The organism is uncultured Sulfitobacter sp. (assembly GCF_947502895.1).
Lineage (GTDB): Bacteria > Pseudomonadota > Alphaproteobacteria > Rhodobacterales > Rhodobacteraceae > Sulfitobacter.
Genome location: NZ_CANNBM010000003.1, coordinates 55872 through 81051, shown reverse-complemented (window position 1 = coordinate 81051; position 25180 = coordinate 55872). Strand labels below are relative to the sequence as shown.

Genomic DNA, 25180 nt, shown 5'->3' with positions numbered 1-25180 from the left:
ATTGTTGGCGCTGGTGGAAACTTTGGATAATTTCGGTGCTATGTTCGCCACAAATGCAGCTAGGCTCGGGCGGTCAGGGCCTTGTCGGTGACTTTGCGAATGTCGGCGGCGACACTGTCCATGCTTTGCGCACCGTTGATGATGCGGAAGCGGCCTTTGAATTCTTCTGCAAGCGCCAAAAATCCAGTGCGCATAGCTTCCTGGAGGCTTGTGCCAAAATCCTCGAACCGTTCTTCGGCACCGTTGCGCCCTTTGGCGCGTTTAAGGCCTTCGGTCGGGTCCATATCGATGAGCAGTGTCAGATCAGGCTCGACCCCGATCATGAGATCGTGCAGCTTGTCCACTGTCGCGCGCAGATCGCCTCGGCTGAGGCCCTGATACATGCGGGTACTGTCTGCAAAACGGTCACATATGACGATCTTGCCAGCAGCAAGGGCAGGGCGAATGACCCGCTCCAGATGGTCGCGGCGTGCGGCGGTAAACAGCAATATCTCTGTCTCGGCGGACCAACGATCAGGATCGCCTTGCAGCACCAGTGCGCGAATTTCTTCCGCCCCGTCCGAGCCACCCGGCTCACGCGTGACGACAACCTGATGGCCCGTGCTGCGCAAATGCTCGGCCAGACGGGTAAGTTGTGTAGATTTGCCCGATCCGTCGATGCCTTCAAAGCTGATAAAAAGGCCTTTTTTGCCCTGTTCGTGCTTTGTCACGAAGCCTCCGGCGGGGGACCGTCATTGATGCGTTGAACAAGGTGCTGTGCAGCGGCAACGACACGGCCCACAAAGCCATGGCGCGCAATTGCACGGTCGGCCAGTAGCGGCACGCGCCGTTCGGGCAGGCCTTCGGGGCTGATGATCAGCTCACCGATCTGGTCGCCTTTTGCGATAGGCGCTTTGAGGGGGCCGTCATAAATCACTTCGGCCTTCAGTGGTGAGATAGGATTGACTGGCAACAGCATGGAGATGTCTTCGCTCAGTTCCATCCCGACTGTTTGCTCGGCTCCGATGGCGACGTCTGCTTGGGCAATTCTGGTGCCCGCTTTGCCCAGCTCTGTCTGTGCGAACTGGCGGAAGGCCCAGTTTGTCACGGCCTCGGCTTCGCGGGCGCGGGCGGGTGCCGTTTCAAGACCGGACAGCACAAACACAATCCTGCGGTCGCCCTGTTTGGCCGAGCCTACAAGACCGTAACCGGCCTCTTGGGTGTGGCCTGTCTTCAGCCCGTCCGCGCCAATGCCCAGACCCAACAGCGGGTTGCGGTTCAGACGATTGGCAGATTCATTGGGGTCAAACAGAAACTCTTTTTGCGCAAACATCGGATAGTATTGCGGATAGTCCTTGATCAATTTGCTGGCGATAAGTCCCAAGTCGCGCATGGACATGCGGTGCCCCGCTTTTGGCCAGCCGTTGGAATTGGTGAATGTCGAATTGCTCATCCCCAACTGCTGTGCACGCATTGTCATTTGGCGGGCAAATTTGCTTTCTGTTCCGGCGAGGGCTTCGGCAAGCACCACACATGCATCGTTGCCCGACAGCACGATAATACCGCGGATCAAGTCTTCGACCTTTACGCGCTCTCCCGCTTTGAGAAACATGGTGGAGCCGCCATAAGCCTGCGCTGCCGCAGAAACAGGCAACTCCTGATCCAGATCCAGAATACCGTTCTCGATGGCTTCGAAGGCCATATAAAGCGTCATCAATTTGGACATAGAGGCTGGCGGCAGGGGCTGATCAGCGTTTTTGGTCATCAGTACCGTGCCGGTATTGTAATCCACCACATAGGCAGAAGATGCGCGGGTATCGAAGGCCTGCGCCGAAACGGAGCTGGCAAGCAGGGCGATGGCACTGAGGGTTAGTTTCAATCCGCGCATATCGGGCACCTCTAAGGATTAGCTTGAAACGGCATAGGCATCGGTGAAGCCTTCCGATTTAATGGTCGACAGAATTTTGGCGCGCTCGGCGCTTGTTGCTGCGGGGCCGACGACGACACGCCAGAAGGTCTTGCCGTTAATCTGGCTTTGCTTGACGGTAGGTGCAAGACCTGCGCCGCGCATCTGTTTGGCTGCACGGTTTGCATTTGCTTCTATGCTGAAAATACCGATCTGGATGAAAGGTTTGGACAAACGGGAGGTTTGTGCGGGCGCGGCGGGTTTCGGAGTAGGGGCGGCGGCCTCGATCGCGGCACTAGCTGTTGCAGCAACAGGATCAAGCGGTGCCGCGGTAACATCTGGTGCAGGCTGTACTGTTGCATCAGGTGCCGTTGCGGCATCCGCGCCAGCAGGCTCTTGCACCTTGCGCAGTGCAGTGACGTTCAGCTTGGCAGGCGCACCAGCCAGAATGCCAAGAGCAACGGCCGCGTCGGACGAGATTTGCAAGCTGGGGCCGGGGATGTCCCGCTCACGTCGGAAGAGCGCGCCTACGACGAACTTGCCATTGCTTTGATTGCGGATGATCACCCGCTCGGGATCGTTCACATCTGGGTGTGCCACCCAGACGCCGCCAAGGCTGGGGCGCCCGTCCCACAGCCCTTGATCCGTTACGGAAAACACTTCGGGTGCCTCGATATCGCGCTCGACCGTGGGGCCGGTAGGGGCTGCGGCCTGTCCTGCGCCGCCAGCAGAGTTTGCTGTTGGGAACGCGAAATTACCCTGATCGTCGCATCCTGCCAGCACGGTAAAAGCGACCAGCGTGCCGCCTAACGCCATGAGCGGGCGGCGCCTGCCGCGTGTGGAAATAAATGTGATATGACTGCCCATTAACCCTCGTCCTTGCCTGTGCGCGGCCTTTTTACAAGGCACACTGCGTCACCCCTTTTGCGGGGCCTTTCGCGCACTCTAGCGCGCACACCCCCTGCGCGACAAGAGAGACACGCACCGATCGGCAATTTTCCCCACCGCTCCGCGACATTTTTTGCGCAATTGCAGAATCGGTTTTACCGATTTAGAGAACTCATACAGCGGAGGTTTGGCAGAGTGGTCGATTGCACCGGTCTTGAAAACCGACGGGCGTGAGAGCGTCCCCAGGGTTCGAATCCCTGAGCCTCCGCCATTAATCTTGACGAAATAAATTTAAATATCATTTAAAATCATGGACTTGATAGTGATTTTCTGAGAAGCAACTTCCCCCTCATCTTGTTTTGCTACCCCTTCTGCACCACATTTTGCTACACAGCGTGCATATTGAGGGGGGGGCGCAGATATGTCAAAACCTGTCCTGCGAGGAAAGACGTGGTATCTCAAGAGACGGGTTCCGGCCCGCTTCGCTTCCGTCGAGGAACGTGCCGTTATCTGGGACAGCCTGTCGACGGATTCCTACAGTGTCGCGGTTCAGAAATCTGCAGGTGTCTGGCTCAATTATATTGAAGGCTGGGAGGCACGGCTGGCGGGCAGGGACGGCGATGCGTCCGAGAAATTTCGGGCGGCGCAGCAGCTTGCGGCAATCCGAGGGTTTCAGTTTCTGACCATCGACAAGGTCGAGCAGGCACCGCTGGAAGAAATTCTGCAGCGGGTCGAAGCCTCGCAACGTAGCGATGGCGAGCCTGATGAGAGTGTGGCGTCAGCACTTCTCGGAGCTGTTCAGGCGCCGAAACTGAAGTTGTCCAGTTTGATGGAGCATGACGAAGTGCTTGCGACGCAGGACAACCGGTTCAAAAACAGCGAGCAGATGAGACTGTGGCGCTCGCCCCGCGCTCGCGCTGTGAACAACCTCATTGCGGCGCTCGGGAAGGATCTGGAAGTGGTCACAGTCGGGTCGGCAGAAGCGCGGGCCCATAAAAAGTGGTGGCAGGCCCGGATCATGCGCGAAGGCCAGTCGGCGGACACGGCGAACAAGGATTTCCACTACATGTCCGGCATGCTGTCGCGCTTCTACGAAGACCTTGAGCATGAGGATCCCCCACGGCCCTATGCTGGGGTTGCTATCCGCGACCGACATGCAAAGAAATCCCGCAAAAATGAAGTGCCTGTCGATTGGATCGTTGACAAGTGGTTTGTAGAGGGCGCTCTTGACGGCCTGAACGACGAGGCACGTGACATTTTGCTTATCTCGGTTGAGACTGGGTGTCGCCAAAACGAAATCTACAACTTGCCGGGCTCAGCGATTTGCCTTGATGATCCGATCCCGCACCTCAGCGTCGAAAATGAGCTGGCGGATGATCCCGAAGAACGCCGCGAAGTGAAGAACACCGCGTCGCACCGGAAAATTCCACTTGTCGGGGTCGCATTGGCGGCGGCGTTACGTCATCCCAACGGCTTTCCGCGATACAGAAATAAGGCGAGCTACAGCGCTGCTGTGAACAAATATCTGCGTGCAAATGATCTGCTCCCTGCGGGAGTTACAATCGGTGGAACAAGGCACACTTGGGAAAGCCGCATGAAGAAGGCAGGCTATGATACGGATGATCGCGGGGAGTTGATGGGCCATTCGGTCAAAGAACGGCGAGGGCGGGAGGTTTATGGTGATGATATGCCGTTGGCTGATCGGCTTTTGATTGTGCAGAAGGTCATGCTCCGCGTGCCCGCACACCTGAAGTGATGATGCTTTCACGGTCGTGGTGCGAGGGCTGTAAAGCGAAGTAGTCAACGTTGATGGGGTAGATATTTCTTTGAGCGTGCAATGGCGTCGTGCTTTGACTGTTCGGCTATCAACTCCTGCTCCAGCCTCAGGAAAAGGGGGAGGTATGCGTGGTTTGCCTCAAGAAGGATGGCGACGGTCCGTAAGCTGGAGCGAATACGCGCGAGTTGTTGTGTCTGATTGTTTTCCGATTTCTTCCGCTTGTTCGATTTGACGAGCGAGAGCAAAATAGAGGCGCTGCCGGGCATCGACGCGGACTGTGTTCCGGAAGATGGGTGGACATGGGGCGCCAACGGCACCTCCTTGTTACGCGCATGTCCTTCCCAGTCTCGTGCCATTGGCCGAGTTCTCCCACCCGCTTAGAGGAGTGCTCAGAGCGGTGCATATCGATGTGAATGTGGCCGAAAATTTGTCCGGCCTTCTGATCATCAATATAAAGTAAGGGAAGGCTACTGGATCGCCCAACTGGGCGTGAATCGCTGGGAAATGCGCGAATGTTGTGGATTATCTGAGGATTGGAAATTGTATTTCGCATATTTTGAATTGAGAACAAAGCAATCAGAAAATCAAAGGAACTGAAAAAACAAAGAAACCTTGAAAATCCATATTATTCCTCCCCCCAAAAAAACAAAGAAACCAAAAACACTGAACCTCATTATTCCTTCAAAAATCAAATCAAACTTGCCCATAAAGAACTAAAAACTCAAAAACCTAAAAATAGAATGACCCAGGAAAGGGCAAAATACGCAGGCCACTAACCCAGACAAACGCAAATCCTATATCGCTCCTGTCCAGCGCAATGAACTCAACAGGCAATATGAAGACCTACCCGCACCAACCTCAGTCGGCGCGGGTATTATCTGGCTTTAGTTGAGCTTATCTCGGTCGGCATCTGCAAAGGTGTTTTCGCTCACGCTGTTTTTCAAAGCGAAGTCGTTTTTAACGCTTTTCAGCCAGTGCTGTATGTCCTGCGCACGCATCGAACGTCGCTTGACTAGATCGTATGCCAATGCCTCCAGAACTTTGCGATGCTGAGCCAATAGAGCACTGGCCCGTTGCTCCGCTCGTGTCAAACGGTGCCTTACTCTGTCGCGTATCGCCGGGGTATGCAAATGCACGGCCTCTGGTTTGGCGTGCCAGACCAGCCCTTCATGTCCGAGGCCGAGGGTTGTTTCGAGCTGGATGGCCCAACGGGTAGCCAAAGCGAGGTCGGACGCGTCTTGTCCTCCCGCACCGGCGGAGACTTCCCCCAGAACCAGCCGCTCTGCGGCACGACCAGCGAGGGAGTAGATGATCTCGGCCTCGATGTCAGACAATAGGCTTTCATTCGGCTGAATGCGGCGTTGGATTTCGCCTCCGTTGGTTGTGATGGAGATGCTTTGGATCGCGCCAAGCCCAAGCGCGGCGCTTGCAACGGCATGCCCTGCTTCATGGATCGCAATTCGCCAGAGCACTTTTTCGTCCGCGTCATTGGACACAATCCCCATCTTTTTACGCAGCATATCGGTATTCAGAAGTTCGCGTGTGTGCCGCGCGTCTGACCTTGCAGCACGGATTGCAGCATCGATATCCGCCGCGCTCCGGCCCACGGCGAGATGGGATAGTATCACCAATTCTCCATCAGCAATATCTTCGCACAGATGATGACGTAGGATAGCAAGGACTGCTTCTGCGTCGGGCAGCGCCACATGGATTTTGATGTCCATACGGCCCGCGCGGATCACAGCAGGGTCCATCCGCTCAGGGTGATTGCAGGTGCCAATCACAACCACGCCCTCGTTTTTGGCGATTGCGTCCATCTCGCCAAGAAAACCGTTGATGACCTGAGTCCGATAATTTGAGGCATGCCGATCAGTGTCGCTGCGTGATCCCACCGCGTCGATCTCGTCAATAACGAGCACACAGGGTGCAAGCTGCCGTGCCTCTGCAAAGGACTGCTGCATCGCGCTGAGCATCTCGCCCAAATGGCCCCGAGCCTGCCATTCCGAAAAACTGGCATTTACCGCCTTGATCCCCGCGCTGTTCGCAATGGCGCGCGCGAGGAACGTCTTTCCAGTGCCAGGTGGGCCATAAAGGAGCATCGAGCGGCTGATCTCGTTCCACGCTGCTTTGCCCTGCTGCCACAGCAAAAGGTCATCGACGATCCGGCGCGCAGCGATAAGGGCAGGGCTATCGCCGCCAAAATCTACCAAACGCGGCCCTGCGGCTTTCACGTTAGTGCTGATGATGGCACTGAGACGCTGAAGGACGATACGCGGAGTCGGCGCCCGCAGAGCGGCACAGACGTCAAGTGTGCTCAACTCAAAGAGATCACTATCGTCGGGCAAAGCGCGATACAGCGTTTCGGCATTTGGGACTTGGTCACATAGATGACCAGCAAGAATATAGGCTGAGAGAATGTCACGCGAAGGCGGTGCGAGTGGCAGTATCTGAGGAGCGATGGCTTCAAGATGACGGGGTAGTGAGACACCATGTGACTGCAAGATCAGCACGGGTTCGATGCGATCAATGCAATCTTCTATAGCTATATCAAAGCGATCCTGTGCAGCTTTTCCGACTCTGCCGTCTACGATGTCGGGTGAGACTATTTTCCAGTTTGCATGCGGGAATCCCGCTTTCAAAGTTTCACGTATGATGTGGATATCGGACGGAGCGATATCGCCGATAACGGTCAGCGCGCCACTTAGACGGCTGGCCTCATATGCATCTGTCCCGCCAAAGCTTGCGGCAAGTCGGATTGCAGTCAGAAGCTGGCGCGCAGGCACATAGCGAGATGGTAGGCTTGTGCATTCCGCCATTGTCTCGGCCTCATTACGGTCGTCGAAGCGGGCAAAAAGCTCATCGAGATCCGTGACGGGCTCCATCTTATGAGCGGCGTCGGCACTGTAAAGTGCTGGGACGCCGTGGTGGCGGCGTAGGTTTTCGACGGCGGCATGTGCAAATGCGGACCAGGCGGGTGGGGTGAATGTAGTGTGGGGCATAGCTGCGCCCTCCCTAATGAATGGGTGAATTGGGACGCCTCGGAAGCGATGCCCGAAGCGAAGGATGTGTGTGCTGGCGGGGGCGCTACGCGGCGCGACACTCGACATTGGTTCCGAGTTCTGCCTCGATGTCATCGAGATGGCCAAGGATTGTTGGTGTCAAAGAAGCGTCGTAGATCTCTGACGCAACGCGGATCTGACCGCGATATGACGCTGGATCAACAATGCACTCGGGATGATTGAGCTGCAGCATTTTATGCAAGCCTTTCTCGATGCAGAGTGCCTGTCGTCCTGTCGGGACTGCAACGGTGCGCAAAATCTCGCAGGGCATTTCCTGACCGACCACCAGTTGATGATGCATGCGGCTTGTCGGATTGCGTGAGAAACCTGCTTTGATCAGCTCGCGGCCTGTCGCACTGATGAACCGCATCAGATAGATAAAGCTCGGCGCCGCAGGCCAATCAATGCCGCATCCGCCACAGGAAAATCGCTGCGTCTGGATGTTGGCCCGCGCGATCCGTTGCGTGTGGCCACATTCGGCGTGCTGGAAAATACGGTAATTGGGATCGCCCTCACTGTCAGGGCCGATAAGATCCCACCCGAGCGCGGCGGCCTCTGACACCTCCATTGCCGCACGGCAGGTCTCGCAACGTAGACCAGTTTCGCCTGCAGCGACCCGCTTAATCAATTCAAACTGGCGACTAATTTCGTGACCGCAGGGCATTCGGTAGAAAGCGTAGTTGCGGCGTGCGGGGTCACGCTTGATGAACTCCAGTCCGGCAGCGACTGCGTCGACCTGCCAAACCTGTTCGATGCAGTGAGAGCAGAGCGGATTGGCACTGGTCAGCGTATAATGGCGGACCTTGCTGATGCCGCCACAGAGCTTGCATTGAAGTGCAAGATGCATGCGGTCAACGATGCGGGCTAAGATGTTATACCCTTTCTTCTGTGCCTCCTCGGCCCACTTCGGCTTGATAGCGCCGGTGTGGATCGGAAAAGGAAAGTCAGCGATTGTCATATTATTTGGTGGGTTAAACGTGTTCATGAGAAAGTCCTCCGTAAGGATTCAAAAAAGATTAACGTCATCAAAACGGGGCACCTGAAATGATCAGGCGGGATCAGCTAAGATGCGTATTTGGTGGGAGATGGTCTGGCCTGTTGCGGCCAGACTAAAGGCTTAGGTAAGAGCCGGCGGGTCGATTGAATCGTCGGCCTCTACTCCAGCACATCCATCGTAGGTCAGCAGCGTCGCCATGGCGTCGATATGTGCCAGCGCCTGCCCAAGCATCACGTTGCGATCGCGCACAGCTGGACCGCTGCCTTCACATTGAAACAGATCCTCGAAGTGCGGCCTCAAACCATAAATAAACATAAAGTTATCTGGTTCTTCAGAGCGGATCAGAGAATTAACCAGCAACGACATGCGCTTGAGCGGTTTGTCGTGGGCGCATGTCAGTTCAAGAGACGCGATGGTGGACAAATGTGTTGTAACATCCGTGAAAGCCACTTCCGCATCGGTCAGCCAAGCGCGGAACGCAGGGTCCCAGATATCGACTTCTTCGATCTCGCGTTCAGCTTCGATATGACGGGCAAGGGCCGGAAGCAAAGCGGCAAACGCACTGGCAATTGGAGTTGGATAATTTGGATAGTCGGCTTTAAGCGTCGCGACTTGCGTGATATTGTAATAGTCAGTCATGATGATCTCCTAAGGATCTAATTGATTAGGACGGAGGCGAGGGCGGGAACCCTTGCTTTCGTTCGATCAATATGCCATTACACCATTATGATGTCAACATCAAAATGTAAGGAAATGCTATGGCACCCCCAAAAAAAGATACTGAGGCGCTAACACTACGCCTTTCACGCGATATGATTGAGGCACTTGATGATAGAAGGCGATCAGAGCCTGATCTGCCAACGCGCCCGGAGATGATCCGGCGGCTTTTAGCAGAATGCCTCGCTCAGAAGACTTAAAATAATAGTCCGAACATCAATGGACGTTGTGCCGTGATGTTCGGACTTATCAATTCTTCAGCAGGTCATGGGCTACGCAGATAGCAACTGCGTGGGTTTTGTTTTGGGCACCCAAACGGGAACACGCATTTCTGATGTAGAATTTGATCGTGTTTTCCGTCAACTCAAGCAGAATTGCGGTCTCCCAAGCGGATTTCCCGTTTGCTGCCCACAAGAGAACATCTTTCTCTCGTGGTGCAAGGGTTACATTTGCAGGAAGATGGATGCCCGAAGCAATTTGTTGATTGGTTCCTTTAGAGCCGATTTTGTCAGCTTTAAAGGAAGTCATGTTATTTACGAGATGCTGATTGAACTGATCAAAAGCAGGCATCTTGACGTGATCCGGGAAGGTAACACGCGAGAGCATAGCCAAAGGGTCGCCTGACACTTCCATCAGGACTGGTGATTTGAATTGATTGAACATCGCGGAGCCTCCATCGTGTTGAGAGGCTGACCGGCATAGAGCCGGGTGTTAGTAATCCTGCACACAGCACAGGACGCCACCATTTTTAGGCGAGCCCTGGACATGTATGGTGGCCACCCGGCCAAGAAAAATCCTGACCGGCCTGTGTGCTATTGGAGTTACTAAGCCCCACGTGCAGAATTTGCTGCGCCGCTCGATATATTTGGCATGCCGGTATGCCTTCTTCAATGCTGAATACCTGCTTTATGCTGTATTTCCCGAAATATGGACCTGTGCGAAACATGCGTCATTGAGTTCACTCCATTCAGGGAGCCATCCGATGCATATGAGAACAGCAACTTTCAGTGCCGTAATTTTCTTTTGTAGCTTCTTCTCTTCCTTTGCCGAAGCGCGTCCTGTGCAATGCCTTCTTCAAGTTGATGGCCGTGTATACATTGACGGGGACTGCTATTTTAAGCCTCTCTCTTCAGGTTCTGGTGGTTTCCAAATCGCGGGCGCTGGCGGCAAATATTTTGCATATCTTTACGTCGAGGGTCCCGACATGGGGAGCGGGCACTGGAATGGCGCGATTGATGAGGCACGCGCGCATACGCCACTTGGCGCACTGCGCCGCGACGGGGCCTGTTGGACCAACGCGACCGTTAAACTGTGCGCATGGTGAACTGGTAGTCACTTCCCTAAATTTAACATCCATCAGAGTGGCATAGCGATCTTGTCCAAAGGGCAGCGTGCGGGAAGTTGCAGAGTTGCGCATGTCTTTTTGCCTCGAGAGCGACAAGTAAGAAGGAGATTATCATGACTAAAAAAGCAGAATTTCAACAAGGCTATGACGTCCAACATGAGGGTGAGAAGCAGGTCATTTCTTTTCGCGGGGACGGACTTTCTTGGGCAGCGTATGTCGTTTTTCCAATTGCCGTCCCGTTTCTCCTTCTCTCAATAACTTTAGTTCTTCCTGCATCTTGGTGGCCGTTTCTTGTCGCGTTGATGCTCGGTTTTGCTTACCTGATCTACAGCATGTTTCAGGCTCAATCTTTTACGCTCACACCTTCTGGTATCGTTAAGGGTGGAGTCGAATACGATCTGGATCGGGTATCCGAGGTCTTCATCGACAATCCTCTAGATAAAGATGTGATGCTCACCGGACAGCCGATGTTTGTTTTCGGTGGCACTGGGGCTGCCGGGGCTTCATTTGCTGCGATGGGGGCCATAGCTAACGCAACGACCTCAGCTATGGCTGGCGCAAGTATTGCAATTGGCCGTTCCTCGGCAAAACGGCGGTATCGCGTGATGATCCGCTATGGCAGCAAGACCATAAAGCTGGGGCGCAACCTTAAGCAGGACCGCGCCATCGCACTCTTCAACCTTCTGACCACCGAGCAGCAGGTCAAAGGCTGAGAGTTGCAGCGCGCCACTCCCGGTTAAGTCAGACGCCTCTCATCGAGATATCTGATGTCGCCCTTATTCCCCAATTAAATTCCCTTACAGAAAAAGGAACATCCTCATGATTTCTAGAACCGCTCTTATCCTTAGCCTCGGTGCTGCGATGTCCTCAGCCGCCTATGCCGAGACATATTCTAACCCTGATCCCAGATGGTGGGGCCGCTTTTTCAACGCCGTAGAGGGCCAACAGCCCGATTTTGAGGTGATCGCCAAAAAGGATCCGGCCTACATCGCTGCAAGCGAATTTGATCGCGACGAGGTGCTGACGCGGCTTGTTGCAGAACTCAAACAACAGCAGGGAAATATTGATACCGCCACTGCTGAGATCACGGTCACAATCAGCGCCACATTGGGCGACTACAGCGCTCAAGCGGAAGGCTTTCCATCAAGCTTGTTTGTGCCAAACATGCATCTGCCCATTGGCGTCCAAAAGCTCTTCTTCCGGAATTTTGAAGACTTTCGCATTTTTCCTGCAACGCGTGATCAAGGGAAAGCCCTGCGCGAACGCATCGGCACACGGGCGCTGACTGCTGACGTGACGCTGACCAATATCCAAGCCTCAACCACACGGCCGCGTGCCTTTGAGGGTTATGTGAGCAAGGTGATTTACACTGCAGCAGACGGTTTGGTGGTGGGTGAGTTCACTGCAAGGGAAGCCGCACCGCTGCCTGCAAGCGCTGCGGCGGATCAGGTGCCAACCACCCGGTCGAAGATCCTTGAGATGGCTGGAATCCCGCAGCTCGGCACGCCGTGGGCTGACGCGAAGGCTATTATCCAGTCGAGCTATCCATACAGTGCCAGCGATACGTTTATCTATACTGACAAGGGCAAGGTCATTGCATATCAGCATGACAATGGCATCACGGTGCTCGACGCGCCGCACGAGGCTGATAAGGCTTTTCGCATTTATCTCCAGCAGGCCGAAGGGAATTGGCGCACCACGCGCGGGTTTTCGGTCGATCTGATCGCGGGCAATGCGGTCAGCGTCAGAGGAACCGGGCCGGGCCTTGCGTGCTATACGCCTGACATCCTCGATCGATGCGGAATGCTTGAATTCTCCCCAGCAGATGGCGGCCATATTCTGACACGAGCTTACGGTATCATCGAGCTTGAGCGCTCGGGATCCCCGCGTGATGTAGTTGAAGCCTTTGTCGGTGATAGCATCGCGGCTTTTGACGGGTTCGGCGCGCAGGTCGACTATGATGCTGACACCTTAAAGACGGGTGTTCTTGCGAACTACCCCGGCATTCGCGGTGTGCCTGCCTATGTGATGGGGGCAGGGGAAATCCGTGAGGGCGCGCCGCTGTATGATCCGCTTCAAAACACCACGGGGCTCAATCCGATCACCCGCGAGGTTGCATTGTTTGCAATCGATGGCGCACCAGATCGCATCCCGCTGCTGTTCGTTCTGCAATAAGCCCGTCATTTCGTGAACTGACATCATGCTGCCCGTTGATAACTGGCCGGCAGGCATTCCGAAGCTGATCACTCGGCATAAGGTATATCTTTTTTCTGCAGACGATAATCTGAGGTCACGTTCGGTTATCGTCAGGAAGATTTCAGACCTTCTGATGAGTGTTCGTCTGTTTTCTCTGACATCTGAGGTTCAGGCGTAACAATTTTCTGATCATTGTTTTCAGTCAAAAACCTCGCATTTGGGAACATTTTTTTGAGCTTCTGTTTTAAATCGGGACGATCCGCGAACGAGTCGTCATCAATCATAATCTTACGACCCTTAGTCAGCCAATTGATGTGTGCCGTGCGCGCCTTCGATAATGCATTTCCAACAATCACAATCATAGGCGTCGGACCCCCAACTTGCAGCAGGCTCGTGATTGCTTCGAAAGGTGTGCGCACCAGCAGACACGTGTCGGCGGGCTGGGGCCCGATCATACAAACCCCACCAGTTGAAGTCTCTTGGATCGATGCCCGCGGATTGGCTTCCAGCAACATGCGATCAAACCCAACTATCCTTCCCTTTGCATCCCAGCGGGCAAATAGAAGACCGTTATTTCCGTCAAGGCGGAGTGTATTTTGATGCAGTGCAACAGCCGTCTTAATGATCTGGGGCGCATATGGATCTTTGATTGACGGTGCAACAATCCAGTCCTGTCGTCTGGCAGTGTGGTCATCGCGAGAGGCCAGGCCACTTTGCCGTGTGCGTAGCACGAGGCGATAACGTTCAAGAGGTGTTGGCTCCGGCGTTGGCGTGCGCTGCGGTCGCGTTGCACTCAGGTATTCCTTTAACGCTTTGATCGCGTTTCTGTGTGTTTCACGCATTGCAGCACGCAAACCCTGAGCTGCAAATGATCTCGTGCCTTTAAGCGTTAGGCGCACCGCAGTTCGTGCGCGCCAATGACTACGCTTAAGATTATTGATTTGCTCACGGTATCCGAATTGTGCCTCCTGCGCAGTCTCGGCAGGCACACTACGACGGGGGATAAAAGCACCAAGGCGCTTGCACATGGCGCCAAAGCTGAATGCGGATCCCAGCTGGTTCGCCGGCATGAACCGCTGACTTTTAATCTCTCGGATGCGCGCGCCACTGCCTATGGGCACATATTCCAGACCTGCGTTTTTGAGACCGGAATGAACCGACCGCCAGTGGAGTGCCGTTTTCAATATTTTGCACGCGAAGTCACGCAGGTTGGCAGTAAGATCGTTGCGCAAATAGCCTTGATTTGTAAGTCGGTGATGCTCTCTTACGGCCTTGCCATCGGGCCTCAGTCCTTGCGCGCGCTCTTGCGTTTTGCGGTCCCAGTGTTCTTGGGGCTTTGGGCAAAGTTCAATCTTGCCATTCACCAACGCGATATCAAACCGCCCTCGGTCTGCGGGCCAGCCGAAACGGTGTTCAGTTTGTCGACAAGCACGCTCAAGGCGTGCGTAATCGTTGCTGAGAGACAGACTCGCGCCCGTAAAGGGATGCACGCGGTTCAGGATGATATGAACATGGGTGCTATTGGTGTTACGGTGGATTAAAAGTATCGCCTGATACTCAGATGCCCCTATTTCTGTTAGCACCATCTGCGCCGCAGCGAGCACATCCTCATCACTGGGCTGTTCCGTCTCATGGAAACACAAAACGATATGGCTGCATGGTGCCCGGACCTTTGGGTTGAGGTCTGCAGTAAACGCCATTTGTGTTGATGCGTCCTCACAACCCCCGATGAGATTGAGCATCAGCATCGCGGATGCGGTGCGAGACGCGTATTCAACCCGATATCGGAAAACGTTTGCCCCATTGTCAGCCCACGACCGGTTAGGGATCACTTTTGCAAGCATTGATGTCCCCCTCGATCAACGCGGCTTGTATTAATGTGAGGTCCGACACGATCGCAATAAGTTCATCTTCAACGACCGCTGGTAAATCCTTTTTGCCGAGCATCGCAATTCGTGCGCCAATTCGCCCCAGTCTGCCTGATATCACCCGACGAAGATGTAGGCTGGGTTCACCGTCGCTGTTGATCAGATCCTTGATCCATGCGGATAAGCTGTCAAAACCCAATCGGTTCGCCGTTCGACGCCACGACAACTTTTCTTCCGTGGTGCAGCGCAAGCAGGCGCTTTCCGTTTGTCTGCGTTGGTTGGAGCGGGGCTTGTGAGTTTCTTCCATTTGCATCTGCGTCACCCGACATGGCCTTCCGTTCCACCGAACTTGTTAAACAATTGCTCTGAATCAATTCGGTCTTGTTGCTTTTGATCTTGCGGGGTGATCACGATATCATGTGGCGAAACGTCTTTTTCTTTCACGCTTGTCGGTATTTCTTTTTCGCGCATATTCGCATTCCGCGGGTGTATAGCCGTGTTGTTTTTGGGTGTTGTTCTAACTCTTGCGCCAGACTTAGTAGTGCGTTTTTTCGGATCACGCAGATAACTGCGCAGCGTGCTTACGCTGATATTCGCGCCTTCTTCAGTAAGCCATTTTGCAATATCCTGATAGCTATAGCCGCGCTGACTTACCGCATCCAGGATTGCCTCCTTGTTCATCTGAACGAACTCACGAGGAGTAAACGCGGTCTTCGCTTTAACTGGCGCATCTGCAAGCTTTTGTGCAAAACGCTCTGCAGCTTCAATCGATACTGTGTTTAAATTCTTAGGCATGTCGGTTTCCTTTTCTAAACGACCGACTCTTCTAATATGAGTGATTCGCGAAAATTCAAAACAAGGTTCTCTTCTTTTCTGTGGATTACGGAATTTTCTTGGGGTTTGAATAATCACTTAAATCAATCCAATTGGTCGTGTGAGTTTCTGCATTTAGAGATTTTCGGAAACAGCAGGGTATGCGGGCGGTCAGACCGCCGGATTTCGCCTGACATTCTCGGAAAGCGTTTGTCGGGTGTAAAAAGCAGGTGTCATTGGCATGGTGGATGAATGATTGGGTCACGTTGCTGGAAAAAGCCCTGCCCATTGCATTGAGCGATCTTGTTAGCATCGGTTTCGGCTGACATATCGTATCCATGACCAACCATGTCCCCTTAACCCGTTTGTTCGGGCCGCCGACTGAGAGCTATACCCGTGATCCTGAATTGCGGTCTTTGTGGGATAGGGCTGCAACCGGTGTTCTGCGCTGGAACGATTTGCTGGAACGAAGCCCGGTTCTTGTTATCGCTGAGGGGAAATCCGGAAAAACGCATGAATTCAAGCAACAGGTTGATCGACTTCGGGGGCAAGGTTCATTTGCGTTCTTCATCCCTATGGAACAATTACACGATCATGCTGTTCGGGATGTCCTCTCGTTGGAAGACGAAGGGCAGTTCGATACATGGCGGCAGGCCAATGACGCAACGGCCTACATCTTTCTCGATGCACTTGATGAGCTGAAGTTACGAGATGGATCATTCCGGATTGCTCTCAAAAAACTGCTGCGCGAGATCGGCCCACACGTCTCGCGGGTCAGGTTGTTTTTGTCCTGTCGACCGGGGGACCCGGAAGTGCAGTTCGATCTCCAAGAGCTTGAACCCTTCAACGTGCGGCTAACCCCTCAATCCCAGGCCCCAGAATCCCTCGACGGTGAGGCGATGTTTCTTGAAGCGATTACCGAAAAAACTGCCAAAGATGACAATTGCGATCAGGTGGGGGCGCAACCGCCTGATGGCACTCAGGGGCCTCTGGTTGTCTCGCTGCACGCGCTGTCCAATGACGAAGTGCGGACCTTTGCGGCGCTTTACGCTCCGGCGTATGCGGATCAATTTTGCGAAGCGCTGGAGGCAAACCAACTCTGGAATCTCTACCGACTGCCCTACGACATCATGGAAGGTCTGGATTTCCTAAAGCAACATGGTGCGTTGGGATCTCTCGAAGATCAGATGAAAGCCGGTATTGATCAGAAACTTCGCGAGCGCCCGCACAGGCGGGGCCAAACTCTATCGGAAGCGAAAGCGCGAGAAGGGGCCGAACGGTTGGCCTTGGCACTTTTCCTGATGAAGAAAAGGTCGTTGCAAACCGGAGGTGCCGTAGAAGCCGACACGCTGACAGTTTCAGCTATCTTGCGGGATTGGTCAGCGCCTGAGCGAGGTGAGCTGATCAGCAAAGCTCTGTTCGATCCGAGCGGTGTTGGTGCCGTCCGGTTCCACCATCGCGGCACGCAAGAATACCTTGCGGCGTGTCGGTTGAATGCATTGCGCGGGCTGGGGCTGTCTACACGTGAACTATTCGCCCTGCTATTCGATGAAATTGGTGGCGAGGAGGTGATCAAGCCGAGCATGGAACCTGTCGTTGCGTGGCTGGCGCTTTGGCACGGAGATATCCTCGAGGTTGTGAAGCGACGCAAACCGCACCTTCTGTTTCGCGAGGGAATACCGGGTGCGATGTCGATTGATTTGCGCGCCGGACTTTTGCGCAGCTATGTCAAACGGTTTGCCGGGAGTGATTGGCGCCAAGGGGGCGTTGGCCACCCCGAATTGAGACGTGTGGCGCATCCCGATCTGGGCCCAGTGGTTCGCGAGTTGTGGGACGCTGGCTATACGGGATTTGACACACGCGAACTTCTGCTGGAGCTGATCTGGCTTGCACCAATGCCCGACTGCGTAGACCTTTCTTTGCGGGCTTTTCAGGATGCCGAGTTACCTAACTGGCACAGGGTCTATGCGGGATATGGCGTTTTGGCTGGGGGGGCAGATGTTCAGAAGCAGGTCCTGAAAACATCTGTATTGGCTGGTGCGATTCCTGAGGAAGTGGTTCGCAACCTGTTACCTGAATTGTTTCCTGCCGTGCTATCACAGACAGAATTCATGACGCTGATTTCGGGTATGACCGAGCTGCCCAACTCGGTACACGGGTTGGGTTATTCTATAATGAATGCCGTTAAAGGAGCATATAGGGCCGGCGAGGAAACGCTTGCTCTTCGAAATCAACTCACTGCGGCTATTTGGGATGCGAGAACCGCCGAAAGCCGGATGTATGAATCCCACTCGGAATATGACCGCCATACTGATGCGCTGCTGGTTGCATGCGATGTAACGGTTCCAAGCGTCGGAGATGATGCTACATCTTGGGCGTGGTCGTTCGCGGTGGCGCTTCACTTCGGTGAGCGGCGGGAGAGTATAATCGCACGCGATGAAACGCAAAGGCTCCTCAGCCAATGCGAGAGTCGGCCTGATTTGCGGGCGGCGATTTTCTGGGCCTGTTTACGAATGTCCGATGCACTGGAGGGGCGGGAGGACGATTGGGGGCGCTTCATCAATACAACCTCAGACCTTGTTGGCGGGCTTTGGCCAAAGCGTGACGATCTTGAATGGATTCTCGCCGCTCTCCGGTCGCCCGATACAAGCGAGAAGCAAGGCGTCGCCTATTATGCTTTGATGCAGCTGTTTGATCCGGTTGCAGACGCTCAATTAACCGAGGAGATCCGCAGTCTGGTGGCAGAGCGACCGGATTTGGCCGAGCACTTTGAGAAGGTTTTGAACCCGGCACCCAGAGAACCAAGCGAATACGAAATCAGAAGCGCAACGCGTAAAGAAGAGCGGGCACTTAAGGAAGCCAAACGTGTGCAGGACTGGCGCGATTGGCGGGCTGCCGTATTGGCCGACAATGGGTTTCTTCTTAGTGGAAATACAAGCTGCGGAACAATCTCCGACGTCTATAAGCTGATTCAAATGAGTAACAGGACCGGCGGGTCGCGTGCAGGTTGGAACGCAAACCTAATTGAAAAAGCATTCTCGTCTGCATTTCTCGCACAGCTACGTCTCGCGTTGTCCGATTTCTGGCGACGTCAAGATGTCGCCCTGCGCAGCGAGCGGCACGTTGAAAAGCAGAATTCAATCTTTTACGTCTGGCTACATGCCTTGATGGCCGTTCACAGCGAAGCCGAGACGGTGGGCTGGGCCGAAGCACTGACACCGGACGAAGCCCGCCGCGCCACACGGATTGCCTGCCTGAAGCTAAACGGTTTTGCGAGCTTCATTGAGGTACTTGAGGCCGCCCATCCGCAAGTTGTCCGCGATGTCATAGTCACCGAAACGCTTGCGCAATGGCGGAACCTTTTGGTGACCAATCACGCTGATATGCTGCGTGATGTCAGCTACCACGGAACACAAAGCATGAAGGTGGCTGTTGCCCAAGCGCTGGCCGCCGAGTTTGAGAACCTGTCACCAGAGGCAATCGCAAACGGAACCAATTCCATCGAATACGGGGTGGCTTTGGTTGCGGAATATGGCGAGCCTGAAGACGTCGATGCGGTCATCAAGATTGTTCTTGCTCGGTTGGCTGAGGAGGGGGCTGATCACGGGTTTTGGCTGAAACAGCTTGCCCATCTGAATATCGAAGCTGCCTGTGCGCAGCTACTTGCTCTGACCGAAGACCTGAGTTCGCAGGACGCCAGAGAGCGCGCAAGCGGTCTGTTTGTGCGTGTGTTCGGTGATCGGTTCGACGGGCGCGTATCAAAGTTGAATTCTATCCCCCCGCAGCGACGCCTTGCACTCCTTCGTCAGTTGGTGATCCGCGCCTATCAAGCGGTCCGTAGGGACGATGATCCCGATCACGAAGGCGGAATGCGGCGGCGCGGCGAACGTGAAAACGCTCAGGATACGCGCAGCGCATTGTTCGATCATCTGGTGCAAGTCGAACTGACCCAGACACTGCAGGTCTTACATGAGTTCGCGGCTATAGCTGAATTCAGCCATATGCCTGACAGGTTGCGCGAAATGGCACACGAGCTTGCAGCACGGATGTCCGATAGCGCGGCTATGTCTTTGGCGGCGTTTCAGAAGTTGGACAATGACGTGTCTTACGTTCCGTTTGATGATGCTTCACTCTTTAAAATTATGGGTATCAGGTTAGAGGAGTTTGAGCATGACATCCTTGAAAGTGAAGACAGTCCTATTGATACATTAAGAAAGGTGGAAGCCGAGACGGAACTCCGACGGTTCATCACAAATTGGCTGCGCAATACCGATCGCGGGATGTTCAGTTTTACACAAGAAGCCGTCACGATTGTCGAGAATCGCACAGATATCCGGTTGCAGCCAAATTCAACGCCCGCTTACGCCACGATTGAGCTTAAGTTGGATGATACGCGGCGGCGGTGGTCTGGCACCCAGCTTGAACATGCACTGCGCAACCAGTTGGTCGGTCAATACCTCAACCATGACTTATGCAGGGTGGGTTGCTTGCTGATCGTCATGCGAGAGACCCGGCACTGGCAACATCCGCAGACAGGAGATCGTATGACATTACGGGAAACGGTTGATTGGCTACAAGGCATTGCTGACGAAATCTGTATCGAACGGCCAGAGCTACGTCTTTTGGTAAAAGGCATAAATTGCGCGATCTGAGAAAACAGTATGGAAAGGGCATGCCGGTCGCGCGACCTTAGGGAAAATCGACGAGGGGCGAGGAGTTCTATCTGGGCAGTTTGTATCATGCATTATTCGCGCACCTGTCTGTTGTCTGGGCCCGAATTCCCACATCGTGAACAGAACTAACTGAGGAAGTTCATCCCACTAAGTAAATAGATACGAGGCGGGTGGTTCAAGCGAGGGGGAGGTGGTCAAAGGCAAGCTCATCAGGCCTGTGTGGCCAGATTTACTTACCTGCAGGTAAGGACTGGAACGCGATGGGGATTCTATCCTATTGGTAGTGTTGAGACATGGGCCATATAGATTATGGGAAACGATAGGCTTATATTTCCATGACAGAAACGGTCACAAACTGGTCCATCCTTGTGGTCGGTTTATTATCTCACCACTAAACTGGAATTTAATGCACCTATGAGTTTAGATCCGCTTAAAATAGCGCTCGAGAACCTAAAACCTGCTGGAAAAGACGGATTTGAGGGACTTCTGGCGCTGGCCTTGGCCCGAATAACGGGCAATCCGATGCGGCTTGCGGCGAGTGGATTCCAGTTCGGGGTAGATGGTCAAGGTGAAGATCGCCTAAGGCCCGTATGCTTCGAAGCAAAGAGATATTCATCTGACCTCAAGCGGGAGCTGGTCATCTCAAAAATTGCAGATATTTCCCGTAGAAAAGATGAAGCAGAGATTCTTTGGGTCCTGGGCGCAACGACCGAAGTGAGAAACCAGATTGCCCAAGATTTGAGGAGTGATGGGGAGAAGCAAGGTATTGCGGTGCTTGTGCTCGACTGGAACGATCAGGCTCTTCCATCTCTAGCAATTACACTGGCGAACGCGGGGCCGGACATTGCGGGATGGATTACTGGCAAAACTGCTGGGTCATCTAATGAAGCTGAGCTTGAATGCATATTGGAGCATCTTCGGAGTGAGCCTGACGCCCAGAAGCGTTGGAAGGGGCTTTTGGAAGAATTTTCTGCTGCGGAACTTTCTGGCAGGCAGGCCGTTCAGGCGAACAAGTCTTGGTTGCAGGCAACTTTATCGTCGCAGAAAAAATCAAGATCACGGTTAGGCCAGCCAATTGCCCCCCGCCAACAAGATATTCCTGTTATTACGCGCAAGACTTCAAGGGATGCTGTCATCTCCAGTCTACAGGCTGCGACCACTTGTATCGTGCTTGGCACCGAAGGTGTCGGCAAGAGCTGGGTCGCAGCAGAGGCGGCTGTTGAATTCGAAGGCTTATCTGTAATTCTTGGGGCTGAAAAATTTGAAGGCATTGATGATGCACAGCTTGAGAGCTTGCTCATTCGTGAATTTGCCGCTCAGACCGAGAACGCTCACAGAAATATTGCGCGGTGGCAACGTCGTCTCGCTGCATGGGAATTTAACGCACCATCAAAGGGCTTTTTGCTTGTTGTGGACGGCGTGAACCAAAGACCAGCGGTCCCATGGGACCGGATCCTGACGCTGCTTGAAGGCTTTGTTGAAGATCGCGGCGGCAAACTTCTTGTTACCTCTAGGCCACAGTTTTTTACGCGGCATGTGCAACGCGGTTTCGACCGCCCCCAGAGACTGAACATTGGGAACTGGAGTGCAAGCGAACGCGATCAAATTTTGAACAAAGTTGATATTGATCCGTCGTCTCTTGATGCAACAACGCTCCAAAGCCTTCTTAACCCGAGGCTGCTTGGCATTGCACTTTCAATTTTACCCAGAGACAATCCTGACGCTTGGAAAGGGCTGAGCGTCGATGCCCTGCTATTCGAGCATATCAACCGGATGCAGGTCGACGGTTTTGAAACACAATCTCCAGACGAATTGTGTCTCGCTCTGAGCGAAAGCGCTGGCCAACTTTTGGATACGATTAGAACGGGTGCAGGTGCCGGGACGGATCTGGTTTTTGAAGGTGAATTGCGGGCCGTTAAAGAAACGCGCTTTTTTCAATCTTTGCCGGGACCGCGCGGTGGTTACAAACTTCTTGGAGAAGGGCTGTCGCTTGCTCTCGGGTTTGCGCTTGTCGATCGGATTTTGCAGTCGGTGCTGGACCGAGAAGAGCTTGAAGCAACCGCCGCAGCACTCATCGAGCCCATTGCGGCACTTGATGAAACCAGCCGCGTTGTCTTGGCAGCATTACATATTTGTGCATTCGACCCTGAGCGCTATGATGCAAAAGTGTTCGAATGTCTCGTTTCTGCTTTCTGTGAAATGCAGAACCTTGATGAGAACGCATATCCACAATTTTTCGATATCGTAAGACAGCGCCCAGAGGCGACGCTTAGCGCAGCCAGGCACAAGCTCTTGGAATGGCGGAATCCGATCAATGAGAAATGGCTCCTGGAAGCTGTGAAGCAGATGTCTGTGTCACAAGATACAAGACCTGCCGTTAATGCGGCTGTTCTTGATTGGCTGCGACATATCAACCCTGACGCTTTGAACCAACAGACCAAATATGGGCGCGCAGATGAGAAAGACGAGGAGCGAGCCGCGAAGCGACAGAAAGAGATAGATGGAGCGATAGCATCTTTCTCTGCACATGAATGCAAAGTCTTTAATTCCTGTGTGGTTGTACGGGGCGACACAGACAGCCTTCTTACGCAGGCGCTTGAACTCCTGGCAGGCTTGCCTCTTGCACCTTGGGCTTCAAGCCTCGCAACTCTCGGTTTTGGCTTTCATCTGGATCATAGTGTTTACCAAGCACGAAAATCATTTGACCAACTTACTGACTTCAATCGTGTCGACCCAGTTGAAGCTGGACAAGCCTTCTTGGAGGCTGCCGAGCCATTCAGAGCCGAAAATACCTCGCGTGCGGGGAAGTGGTCTCTTGTTCGTATGTTGTATGCAACGGGTAAGGAGGTGCATGCAAAAGAAGCATATGTGATTGGCGAGGGTCTGCGGAAGGACCTCGAACTACACCGAGACTTCGTTTCTCTTCGTGAAAAGATATGTGCGACCGATCCATGTGATCCTAATTCTGATCGGGCCGCTAACGTTGACCCAACTATTCAACAATTCTCCGAGATTGATACTGATCTGCTTCTCACGGGGATGCACCGTGGATCCGAAGACATGGACTATGAAGATCGCTTGTGCGCGGTAAGCCGTTTCGGTCCTGAAGTCGCAGTCGCAAAAGGACGAGAGTTTTGCCAATCAATCCTTTCACGGGAGGGCATGCCGCTTCGCCAGATTGCCTTGTGTGCGACGTCTCTCGCACCTCTATTGGACCGCAACGATGCCCTTGCTTTATCAAAGCGTCTGCAAGAGGAGCACCGGCTGGACACGCTGCCAGAGAACGATGTCGGAATCGTGAAACATTTCATGACAAAGTTCGCAATGCATCAACTGACTGGCGATGAGCAACTTGAACTCCTCACCTCGAAAAGCATCGCTGGAAATTATTCCGTCGACTGCATTCCAAGCTTTAAGAGGCCGTTAGAAGCGGCTGTTATTGCAGCATTAGATGCTGCGGAGATGACCGGTGATGAAAATGCTGCCTTCGGCGCGCTGTCCCTTTTAGCCCATACCTTTGAAGGTCTGAGCACCGAACTTGAGGAAAAGGTCGCGTTGTTTATCACAAGTGAGAACAAGCTTGTGCGGGCTGCTGCCTTTGAAGTCGGGCTTAATACGAAGAACAAATTTTTGAGGCAACACCACCTGTATGGATCATGGAGCGCTTCTGAAAATACTGGGTCGAAAGGCTATGAAAATGCTTGCGGATCAGCACTTCTAATTGATGCAGTGGTATGTGGCGAGGCCGAGTTCGATGACGTTCTTCCGCGCATTGCACCAGAGTCCTGGTATCTTGCTGAGCACCAGATCGGCAATGATATTAGCCCCGCGATCATCAAGATTTTCGATACCCGCTTAAGACAAGCTGCAGATCAATCTGGTGGTTTCGTGCCATTGCCAATCAAAGCCACAATTGAGCCAAATGACCATGTCTTGCATAGTTTTCGTTCAATCGACCCCAGCATTCCTGAAACCACTAATAACGACAAACCTTCATTTTTTTCGGGAGAGGAGACTAACGAGGAATTTCGAACCCGACAAAAACGCAACCACGATCTTTTCATAAAGATGGAAGAGATGCTGGCAGAGAAAGATGCTTTGATTGTTGCCGAGCAGATTGACTTTGACAGCTTTTGTCGGATGCTCAAAAACAGAAGGGAGCTTGGCTTACAGTGGGCACACCTCCTGCAAGACTTGTCCAGCCTTCAGTTCTACTGGTTCAAAGACTTCGCGTTCATGATTGCTGCTGCAACTTTTGATGCTGATGAAAATGCTGCCATTCGGTTGTTTGATAGAGCAATTGGTGCTGAATGCTTTGTCCAGCGCATGTATCCGGACGGACTATCAATGGAACACAAAGCCGTATGGAGCTGTCCAGCCACTCCCATTATGAAAGCCCTATGGAGGAAGCGACTCGAGGATTGTGTTTCCGATGACCTTTTGGCTTTGGAAATCCTCGCCGCAGAGCGATTTGGAGCAAAAATCTTCATCATTGATTTAGCCAACGAATTGGCCAGTTCCGAACGCCCTGTTGACAATGCGCTTGGAATAACAATTGCGGGCTTTTCAAGCCAGTTTGATCATTTCGAAAAGATATTAGATCACCTCGATCCTTCCACGGGATTTGTAGGTAGAGCAATGAAAGCTGCAAAGCATGCACACGTTAGGGCACGCTGGGCAGAGCATTGGATAAAAGAAATGTGGAGCGCCCGAACCCCAGACGATTTCTGGCTGAATTTAACGCTGGCTTCCAAAGTCGTAGATGCACGAAGCGATTACGACGAAAAAATCTACCATGTCGATAATAGATGGCATGCTTTTGCGAGCTTATTCACGGGGGCGCGCAAAGACCGTATAAAGAAGTGGGGCACTAAGCGAGCAAAAACGTTATACGGCAATGATACGCCTAATCAGGTATTTTTGCCAACCAAGCCCAGCCAATTATCAGTATAAAGTAGAGCT

18 protein-coding genes and 1 tRNA gene are annotated in these 25180 nt (G+C 53.3%); 8 read left to right on the top strand and 11 right to left on the bottom strand.

Features of this window, described 5'->3' with window-relative positions; translation table 11 throughout:
- Positions 1-59: 59 nt before the first annotated feature.
- Genes tmk through Q0903_RS13400 form a run of 3 tightly spaced genes read right to left on the bottom strand, consistent with a single transcriptional unit; the run spans position 60 to position 2752 of the window.
- On the bottom strand, positions 60-710 hold the full coding sequence (tmk, locus tag Q0903_RS13410; RefSeq protein WP_299023514.1) for a dTMP kinase: 651 nt from the start codon (positions 708-710) through the stop codon (positions 60-62).
- Positions 707-1867 (bottom strand): D-alanyl-D-alanine carboxypeptidase family protein, encoded by a 1161-nt coding sequence (locus tag Q0903_RS13405; protein ID WP_299416237.1) that lies wholly within the window; start codon positions 1865-1867, stop codon positions 707-709. The genes tmk and Q0903_RS13405 overlap by 4 nt, the downstream gene beginning before the upstream one ends.
- Positions 1868-1885: 18 nt before the next feature.
- The gene (locus Q0903_RS13400) at positions 1886-2752 is read right to left on the bottom strand and encodes an SPOR domain-containing protein (protein WP_299416234.1); all 867 of its coding nucleotides are present in this window, start codon (positions 2750-2752) and stop codon (positions 1886-1888) included.
- A gap of 202 nt (positions 2753-2954) precedes the next feature.
- Between Q0903_RS13400 and Q0903_RS13395 the strand changes: the two genes are divergently transcribed.
- Together Q0903_RS13395 and Q0903_RS13390 are read left to right on the top strand one after the other, a co-directional pair.
- Positions 2955-3044 (top strand) — tRNA-Ser (locus Q0903_RS13395).
- Between the two features lie 150 nt (positions 3045-3194).
- On the top strand, positions 3195-4529 hold the full coding sequence (locus Q0903_RS13390; RefSeq protein ID WP_299416232.1) for a DUF6538 domain-containing protein: 1335 nt from the start codon (positions 3195-3197) through the stop codon (positions 4527-4529).
- Positions 4530-4573: 44 nt separating this feature from the next.
- Here the strand turns inward: Q0903_RS13390 and Q0903_RS13385 are convergent, their stop codons facing one another.
- The 4 genes from Q0903_RS13385 to Q0903_RS13370 form a co-directional block, all read right to left on the bottom strand.
- Entirely contained in the window at positions 4574-4906 is a 333-nt protein-coding gene (locus tag Q0903_RS13385; protein ID WP_299416230.1) for a hypothetical protein, read from the bottom strand.
- Between the two features lie 528 nt (positions 4907-5434).
- Positions 5435-7549 carry an AAA family ATPase gene (locus Q0903_RS13380; protein WP_299416227.1) on the bottom strand — a complete coding sequence of 705 codons (2115 nt, stop codon included), beginning with the start codon at positions 7547-7549 and terminating at the stop codon, positions 5435-5437.
- 85 nt (positions 7550-7634) lie between these two features.
- Positions 7635-8594, bottom strand: a complete 960-nt coding sequence (locus tag Q0903_RS13375; RefSeq protein ID WP_299416224.1) for a GIY-YIG nuclease family protein — start codon at positions 8592-8594, stop codon at positions 7635-7637.
- A 132-nt stretch (positions 8595-8726) separates the two neighbouring features.
- Positions 8727-9245 (bottom strand): hypothetical protein, encoded by a 519-nt coding sequence (locus Q0903_RS13370; protein WP_299416220.1) that lies wholly within the window; start codon positions 9243-9245, stop codon positions 8727-8729.
- 119 nt (positions 9246-9364) lie between these two features.
- Here Q0903_RS13370 and Q0903_RS13365 point away from each other — a divergent pair, with 119 nt between their 5' ends.
- Positions 9365-9523 carry a ribbon-helix-helix protein, CopG family gene (locus Q0903_RS13365; protein ID WP_299416218.1) on the top strand — a complete coding sequence of 53 codons (159 nt, stop codon included), beginning with the start codon at positions 9365-9367 and terminating at the stop codon, positions 9521-9523.
- A 49-nt stretch (positions 9524-9572) separates the two neighbouring features.
- Here the strand turns inward: Q0903_RS13365 and Q0903_RS13360 are convergent, their stop codons facing one another.
- Entirely contained in the window at positions 9573-9986 is a 414-nt protein-coding gene (locus Q0903_RS13360) for a helix-turn-helix transcriptional regulator (protein ID WP_299416215.1), read from the bottom strand.
- Between the two features lie 106 nt (positions 9987-10092).
- On the opposite strand from Q0903_RS13360, the gene Q0903_RS13355 reads away from it, so the two are divergent.
- The 3 genes from Q0903_RS13355 to Q0903_RS13345 all read left to right on the top strand — a co-directional run bounded on the left by Q0903_RS13355 (position 10093) and on the right by Q0903_RS13345 (position 12843).
- On the top strand, positions 10093-10647 hold the full coding sequence (locus Q0903_RS13355; protein WP_299416213.1) for a hypothetical protein: 555 nt from the start codon (positions 10093-10095) through the stop codon (positions 10645-10647).
- A gap of 134 nt (positions 10648-10781) precedes the next feature.
- Complete coding sequence (locus Q0903_RS13350; RefSeq protein WP_299416211.1) at positions 10782-11381, top strand: hypothetical protein; 600 nt, start codon at positions 10782-10784, stop codon at positions 11379-11381.
- Positions 11382-11628: 247 nt separating this feature from the next.
- Positions 11629-12843, top strand: a complete 1215-nt coding sequence (locus tag Q0903_RS13345; protein WP_299416208.1) for a hypothetical protein — start codon at positions 11629-11631, stop codon at positions 12841-12843.
- 131 nt (positions 12844-12974) lie between these two features.
- On the opposite strand, the gene Q0903_RS13340 is transcribed toward Q0903_RS13345, so the two are convergent.
- Genes Q0903_RS13340 through Q0903_RS13330 form a run of 3 tightly spaced genes read right to left on the bottom strand, consistent with a single transcriptional unit; the run spans position 12975 to position 15644 of the window.
- Positions 12975-14708: a relaxase/mobilization nuclease domain-containing protein gene (locus tag Q0903_RS13340; protein ID WP_299416205.1), complete on the bottom strand. Its 1734-nt coding sequence runs from the start codon at positions 14706-14708 to the stop codon at positions 12975-12977.
- Entirely contained in the window at positions 14686-15054 is a 369-nt protein-coding gene (locus tag Q0903_RS13335; RefSeq protein WP_299416203.1) for a hypothetical protein, read from the bottom strand. The genes Q0903_RS13340 and Q0903_RS13335 overlap by 23 nt, the downstream gene beginning before the upstream one ends.
- A complete protein-coding gene (locus Q0903_RS13330; protein ID WP_299416201.1) occupies positions 15051-15644 on the bottom strand; it encodes a hypothetical protein in 594 nt (197 codons plus the stop codon). Before Q0903_RS13330 ends, Q0903_RS13335 begins: the two co-directional genes overlap by 4 nt.
- A 239-nt stretch (positions 15645-15883) precedes the next feature.
- Between Q0903_RS13330 and Q0903_RS13325 the strand changes: the two genes are divergently transcribed.
- Entirely contained in the window at positions 15884-20197 is a 4314-nt protein-coding gene (locus Q0903_RS13325) for a hypothetical protein (RefSeq protein WP_299416198.1), read from the top strand.
- Between the two features lie 435 nt (positions 20198-20632).
- The gene (locus tag Q0903_RS13320) at positions 20633-25171 is read left to right on the top strand and encodes a hypothetical protein (protein WP_299416195.1); all 4539 of its coding nucleotides are present in this window, start codon (positions 20633-20635) and stop codon (positions 25169-25171) included.
- Positions 25172-25180: the final 9 nt, after the last annotated feature.

Bases quoted from the DNA above. Each gene is read 5' to 3' on its own strand.
- Q0903_RS13340 (WP_299416205.1), bottom strand. From the start codon at position 14,708: ATGCTTGCAAAAGTGATCCCTAACCGGTCGTGGGCTGACAATGGGGCA.
- Q0903_RS13370 (WP_299416220.1), bottom strand. From the start codon at position 9,245: ATGACTGACTATTACAATATCACGCAAGTCGCGACGCTTAAAGCCGAC.
- Q0903_RS13325 (WP_299416198.1), top strand. From the start codon at position 15,884: ATGACCAACCATGTCCCCTTAACCCGTTTGTTCGGGCCGCCGACTGAG.
- Q0903_RS13400 (WP_299416234.1), bottom strand. From the start codon at position 2,752: ATGGGCAGTCATATCACATTTATTTCCACACGCGGCAGGCGCCGCCCG.
- Q0903_RS13355 (WP_299416213.1), top strand. From the start codon at position 10,093: ATGGTGGCCACCCGGCCAAGAAAAATCCTGACCGGCCTGTGTGCTATT.
- Q0903_RS13380 (WP_299416227.1), bottom strand. From the start codon at position 7,549: ATGCCCCACACTACATTCACCCCACCCGCCTGGTCCGCATTTGCACAT.
- Q0903_RS13375 (WP_299416224.1), bottom strand. From the start codon at position 8,594: ATGAACACGTTTAACCCACCAAATAATATGACAATCGCTGACTTTCCT.
- Q0903_RS13405 (WP_299416237.1), bottom strand. From the start codon at position 1,867: ATGCGCGGATTGAAACTAACCCTCAGTGCCATCGCCCTGCTTGCCAGC.
- Q0903_RS13365 (WP_299416218.1), top strand. From the start codon at position 9,365: ATGGCACCCCCAAAAAAAGATACTGAGGCGCTAACACTACGCCTTTCA.
- Q0903_RS13385 (WP_299416230.1), bottom strand. From the start codon at position 4,906: ATGGCACGAGACTGGGAAGGACATGCGCGTAACAAGGAGGTGCCGTTG.
- Q0903_RS13390 (WP_299416232.1), top strand. From the start codon at position 3,195: ATGTCAAAACCTGTCCTGCGAGGAAAGACGTGGTATCTCAAGAGACGG.
- Q0903_RS13360 (WP_299416215.1), bottom strand. From the start codon at position 9,986: ATGTTCAATCAATTCAAATCACCAGTCCTGATGGAAGTGTCAGGCGAC.
- Q0903_RS13350 (WP_299416211.1), top strand. From the start codon at position 10,782: ATGACTAAAAAAGCAGAATTTCAACAAGGCTATGACGTCCAACATGAG.
- Q0903_RS13320 (WP_299416195.1), top strand. From the start codon at position 20,633: ATGAGTTTAGATCCGCTTAAAATAGCGCTCGAGAACCTAAAACCTGCT.